We start from the raw sequence: 6,555 nt of genomic DNA on the forward strand, positions 1-6,555 counted from the left end.
CGACGAGTTCGCCGGTCGTGGCCGCGACGAAACCGAGGCGCTCCTCGTACGCCTCCCTGCCCACCTGGAGGGTGTGGGCGATGTCGGCGAGCGCGGCGGTGGCGCCGTCCTCCTCAGTCGTCCAGCGCAGCAGCTGCTCGGCCTGGGCCCTCAGGCCGTCCGCCGTCCTCGCGGAGAGGACGACGACTGCGGGATCGCCCTCGGCGCCGGCCGCACGCGAGCCGCGCTGCTCCGGGACGTACTCCTCGACGATGACGTGTGCGTTGGAGCCGCCGGCGCCGAACGACGAGATGCCGGCGATCCGCGGGGACTCGGTGCCGTCGGCGGCCCGCGGGCGCTTCCACTCCGCCAGCTCACGCTGGACGTGGAACGGGCTGTTGTCGAAGTCGATGTGCGGATTGGGCACAGCGGAGTGGAGCGAGGGCACGAGCTGACGGTGCTTCATCTGGAGCAGCACCTTGGTCAGCGCCGAGATGCCCGCGGCGCTCTCGGCGTGCCCGATGTTGCTCTTGACCGAGCCGATCGCGCAGTACTGCCTCTGGTCCGAGTACGCGCGGAAGGCCTTGGTCAGTCCCGCTATCTCGATGGGGTCGCCGAGCGAGGTGCCGGTGCCGTGCGCCTCGACGTAGCTCACCGCGCGCGCGTCGACGCCGGCCTCGCGCAGCGCGTGGCCGATGACGTTGTGCTGGGCACGGGGGTTGGGGACCGAGTAGCCGTTGGTCCTGCCACCGTGGTTGAGGGCCGTGCCCCGGATGACGCCGTGGATGGTGTCGCCGTCCTCGACGGCCCGGGACAGCGGCTTCAGCAGGACGGCACCGACGCCCTCGCCCGGGACATAGCCGTCACCGCCCTCGCCGAAGCTCTCGCACCGGCCCGTGCTCGAGGCGTACTTGCCGTTGCCGAGCATCAGGTACTTGTTGGGGTGCAGGGACAGGTTGACCCCGCCGGCGACCGCGAGCTCGCATCCGCCCGTCTGCAGGCTCTGGCAGGCCAGGTGCAGTGCCGTGAGCGACGACGAGCACATCGTGTCGACGGCCATGCTCGGGCCGTGCAGGTCGAAGACGTACGAGATCCGGTTGGCGATGGACGAGGCGCTGCCGGACAGCGTGACGTTGCGGCCCCGCGCCTGTTCCTGGGCGCCGTAGAGCTGGTACTCCTCGTACATCACCCCCACGAACACACCGACGTTCCCGGCGAGACCGCGCTCGCCGTAACGGCTCAGCGCCTCACGCGTGTAGCCCGCGTCCTCCAGCGTCTCCTGCACGCACTCCAGAAACAGCCGCTCCTGGGGGTCCATGAACTCGGCCTCGCGCGGCGAGATGTTGAAGAACAGCGGATCGAAGTGATCGGCGCGGTCGAGGAATCCGCCCCACTTGGTGTAGGTCCTGCCCGGCGCGTTCTTGTCCGGGTCGAAGTACGGGCCGTGGTCCCAGCGGTCGGCCGGGATCTCGGTGACGCTGTCGCGGCCCTCGGCCAGGTTTCGCCAGAACTCCCGTACGTTGCGCGCCTGCGGGTAGCGTCCCGCGAGCCCGATGACGGCGATCTCCAGGCCCTCGGAGGCGGTCTCGGGGCGGCGGCCCCGGGGGCGCCGTGCGGACGGCCGGGGCTGTGCGGCGGGCTCCGGTGCGGCGCCCACTGCGTCGTCGTCCGTGCCCAGGAGTTCGGCCAGCCGGTCTCCATGGGCTTCGAGGAAGTACTCCGTCAGGGCACCGATGCTCTGGTACTCGAAGAAGAGAGTCTTGGGGAGCGATCCGAATGCCTGTTCCAGCTTGTTGGTCAGGTTCATCGTCATGATGGAGTCGATGCCGTAGTTGTCCAGGGCATCGCTCGCATCGATCCGGTCGGCGGGCAGCCGCAGCTCCGACGCGAGGAGGGTGACGAGATACCGGTCCGCCCGGTCCGCCAGGGTGGCGCCCGGCTGCTGCGGCCCAGCCTCGTGCGGGAGCACCCGCGGGGCGGAGGTGACCGGGGCGGGGGTGGCCGGAGCATCCTCCGGGTAGGCCCGGGAGGTGAAGCCCTTGAGGCGGCAGCAGGGAACGCCACGGTCGTCGAGCAGGTCGATGTCGAGCTTGCGAACCCCGCTGTCCGGCCGGTCGTCCTCGCTGTGCCTGACCCAGGCCCACATCTGCGGGGTGCACCGACCCCGGATCTCCAACTCGTCCAGTGCGAAGGGGAGATGGAGCCCGCCCGCTTCAGCCGGGCTGTCGTCCTGGCCGAGCAGGCCGATGGACGCCTGCAGGGCGGAGTCCAGCAGGCCCGGGTGGAGCATGTAGCGGTCGAGCGTCGTCTCCGCCTCGGCAGGCAGGCGCAGACGGGCCAGGGCCTGGCCGTCGCCGATCTCGATGCCACCGACTCCGCGGTGCGTCGGCCCGTAGTCCAGGCCAAGACCGCGGTACGTGCGGTAGCACTCCTCGGCGTCCAGGTGTGCGGCGGCACAGGCGGCCCGCAGCGCGGCCACGTCAACCGGGTCGGCGTCCTCGGCCTCGGCGGTGAACACGGCCACGCCCTGGCTGTGCACCATCGGGTCCGCCCCGGCGTCGTCACCCGGCACGCTGGAGATCTCGAACGCGACCTCCCCGCCCTCCTCGGTGTACAACGTCGTCCGGACGCGCACGGGACGCTCCGCGACCGTCACGGGCCGCGCCCAGACCACGTTGCGCAGCGTCGTCCGCACCGGTCCCGCATCGAGGGAGGCGGCCAGCGCCGCACGCGCCATCTCCAGGTATGCGGCGCCGGGCAGCACCTTGCTGCCCTTGACGACATGGTCCCGGAGGAAGAACTCCTCGCCCGAGAACTCCGAGTCGAACCGCTGGGCGTCGAGGCTGGAGGTGTTGGCGTGCACGAGGGGATGGAGCCGAGCGGCGCCGGGTTGGGCATCGCTCGGGCCGGTCGTGACGTCGCCCACCCAGTAGCGCTCACGTGCGAAGGGGTAGCCCGGCAGCGGAAGCAGCCGCGGTCGCCGCCCCCGGTGGAGTTTCGCCCAGTCGACGGCAAGCCCCTTGACCCAGAGGTCGAGCAGTTTGTCGAACTTCCCCTTCTCGATCCAGACGTCGACGGTGGCCGCCATGTCGCTGTCGGTGCCGAGCACGGACAGGGTTTCCCGGTGCTCCTTGACACTGCCCAGATGAAGGTCCTCGACGTCCTCGTCGTCGGCGACGAAGGCGGCGAGCCGCGAGACGAGTTGGTCCGGGGAGGTGACGGTCAGCGCCAGCCGCGTCTCCATCGCCTCACGGCCGAGCTGCAGCGTGTGGGCGACCTCGGCGAGGTCCAGGTCCTCCGGGTCCTGGCGACCGAGCCAGTCCAGCAGGTCCTGCGCGCGCTCCCGCAGGCGCTGACCGTCCTTGGCGGAGAGCACGACCAGGCACGGGGTGTCCTGGTCGGTGCCGGTGCGGGCGGTGTCGTCGCGGCGGTACTCCTCCACGACGACATGTGCGTTGGCGCCGCCCGCTCCGAACGACGAGACTCCGGCGATGCGGTTGGGCGCCGGCCGGCTCCCGTCGGCCGCGTTCGGTGTGGGGCGCTGCCACTCGGTCAGCTCCCGCTGCAGGCGGAACGGAGTCCTGGCGAAGTCGATGTTGGGGTTGAGGTCCTGCGCGTGCAGGCTGGGGACGATCTGGCCGTGCCGCATCTGGAGGACGACCTTGAGCAGTCCCGCGATGCCCGCCGCCGCCTCGAGGTGGCCGATGTTGCTCTTCGCCGAGCCGATGGCGCAGTACTGCCTGGCGTCGGTGTCCTGCGCGAACGCCTGCGTGAGCCCGTCGAGCTCGATCGGGTCCCCGAGCTCCGTCCCCGTCCCGTGGGTCTCCACGTAGCCGACCTCGTCGGCCGAGACCCCCGCGCGGTCCAGGGCCTCGCGCACCACCTCGGCCTGTGCGACCGGGTTGGGCACGGTGTAACCGTTGGTGCGGCCGCCGTGGTTGATGCTGCTGCCGCGCAGCACGGCGTGGATCACGTCGCCGTCCCGCTCGGCGTCCGCCAGCCGCTTGAGCAGCACCACGGCCACGCCCTCGCCGGGCACGAAGCCGTTGCCGCCGGCACCGAAGCTGCGGCACCTGCCGTCGTCCGACAGCATCCGCTTGCCGGACATGAGGGTGTAGGTCGAGGGATGGAGATAGAGATTGACCCCACCCGCGAGAGCCAGGTCGCACGCGCCGCCGCGCAGGTGCTCCATCGCCTCGTGGACGGCGCTCAGCGAGGACGAGCACATGGTGTCGACCGGCAGGCTCGGGCCCTTGAGGTCAAGGACGTACGAGACCCGGTTCGCCACCGAGGCGAACGAGGTCAGCGGGTGGAGCTTCTCGTTCTGCTTCCAGAGCTGCGGGCCGTAGAGGTCGAACCCGGTCTTGGACACGCCGGCGAAGACGCCGACCCGCCCGCGGTGCGCGTCGGCCAGGCGGCGGCGCGTGTATCCGGCGTCCTCCAGGGCGTTCCAGGACTCCTGCAGGAACAGGCGTTCCTGCGGGTCCATGTTCATCGCCTCGTGCGGCGAGATGTTGAAGAAGAGCGGGTCGAAGTCGGCGAACCCGTCGAGGAATCCGCCCCACTTGCTGTAGCTCCTGCCAAGCGCCACGGCCTCGTCGCGGTCCGGGTGGTAGAAGCCGTCCAGTCCCCAGCGGTCCTCGGGGATCTCCGTGACGCTGTCCCGTCCCTCGGCCAGGTTCTGCCAGAACTCGTGCAGGTTCCGTGCCTGGGGGAAACGGCCGCTCATCCCGACGATGGCGATGGCATCCGCGGGCGGCGCGACGACGGGTGCGGGCTTCTCGACGGGGCGGGTGGTGACGGAAGGCGTGGCCGCGGTTTCGGCGACGGCCGCCGGTTCGGGGTGCGTCCGCCGCGCCGGGACGAGCCCGGTCCAGTGCAGGCACGTGTCCCGGTGCTCGCGCAGGAAGTGGTCCGCGAGAGCGTCCAGCGAGTTGAACTCGTACAGAAGCGTCTTCGACAGGTCCGCGAAGACCTCGGCGAGCTTCCGGTTGAGCCGGGTGACGACGATGGAATCGATCCCGTACTCCTCCAGCGGGGTCTCCGCGTCGATCTTCGCGACCCCGAGGCCGATGACTCCGCCGAGTACCTGCTTGAGCCTGCGCACGACCTTGTCGCGCAGCTCCGTGTCGTCCACAGCCACCGCGGCCCGCATGGTGGGTACGGCGGGTGCAGCGGCGGTAGTGACCGTCGTGACCGGCTCCCCCAGCAGTGCCCGGCGAATGCGTGGTCCGTCGCCTTCGACCGCGAGGACCTGGCTGTGGTCCGTGCCCAGGCACTCGTGCAGCACACGGACGCCCCACTCGGTGCGCAGGGGGTGCATGCCGACGTGCTCCCGCAGCGCGTGCCGCGTCTCCGCGTCGACAGGCATGCCGCCCTCGGCCCAGAGCGGCCAGTTGAGCGAGAGGCTGCGGCCCGAGCGCCGCCCCGCGGCGACCAGTTCCGCGCGGTGCCACGCGAAGGCGTCCATGAACGCGTTGGCGGCCGCGTAGTCGGCCTGGCCGACGTTGCCCGTGACTGCCGCCACGGAGGAGAACAGCACGAAGAAGTCCAGTTCGTCGTCGCGACAGGCGTCGTCGAGGTTGATCGCTCCCGCGACCTTCGGCGCGAGAACCTGGCGCAGGTCGTCCGCGGTCTTGTTGAGTACGAAGCCGTCCCGGATGACGCCGGCGCTGTGGATGACGCCGTTGATCGCGCCGTGCTCCCGCCGCACCCCGGCCAGGAAGGCCTCGGTGCCGGCCGCGTCGGCCACGTCGAGGGGTGTGTACCGCACCCGCGCGTGCGGGCTCTGCAGTGACTCCAGCAGGCGCCGCCGTTCGTCGTCCAGCAAAGAACGCCCGGTGAGATGGACGGTCGCGCTGCGGACGGACCGCAGCAGGTCCCGCGCGAAGATGAGACCGAGGCCGCCGAGGCCGCCGGTGATGACGTACGTGCCGCCTTCCTTCCAGGCGAGCGCGGTGTGCTCGGGGGCGGGCAGCTCCTGCCAGGTCAGGACCTCCCGGCCGGCGTCGCCGAACCGCACCGCCCGCTCGTCCGCGCGGTCCCGGCTGGCGAGGATCTGCGCGGCGCTCGTGTCCGCCGCCGCGGCCGCGTCGACGAGGACGAGCTGGGGCACGAGCCTCGGGTTCTCCAGGGCCGCGCTCTTCAGCAGGCCGTACAGGCCGCGGTGGAGAGCGTCCTCGCCGGTGCGGGCGCAGACGAGCTGGACCAGCGTCCGGGGCAGCGCGGGGTCGGTGAGCAGCCCGCGGACCGCGTCGAGGGCCTGTCCTGCCAGTTCGGTGCAGCGCTCCGTGAGGGCGGTGGCCCCGCTCTCCAGGAGGCGCACCGTGACCGTCGTGTCCCGCTCCCGCAGTGCCCGCGCCAGTTCCCGCGGTCCGGCGAGCAGAACCACGTGCCCCGGCACTCGTTCCGGCGTCGCGGCTTTGTCCGGTGCCGTCTGCCACACAGGGTGGAGGCGCACCAGCTCCGGGGCCGTCCCGGCGGCCTGACGCCGAGTCAGTAACTCCTTGACGTGCTCCTTCGAGACACGCCCGGCCTTGAGATCCAGCAGAAGCTGTTCGAGCTGCCTGTCCATGT

Annotated in this window: 1 protein-coding gene (cut by a window edge); it reads right to left on the reverse strand. The window is 71.2% G+C overall.

Annotated features, from left to right (window positions below):
• On the reverse strand, window positions 1-6,553 hold the start of the coding sequence (locus ACZ4Z2_RS16880; RefSeq protein ID WP_468076648.1) for an SDR family NAD(P)-dependent oxidoreductase. Its footprint begins 7,070 nt before the window's first position; the window shows 6,553 of its 13,623 coding nt (coding positions 1-6,553); it begins with the start codon at window positions 6,551-6,553; the stop codon falls past the left edge of the window.
• Window positions 6,554-6,555: the final 2 nt, after the last annotated feature.

This window comes from Streptomyces sp. NPDC030183 (assembly GCF_055573455.1).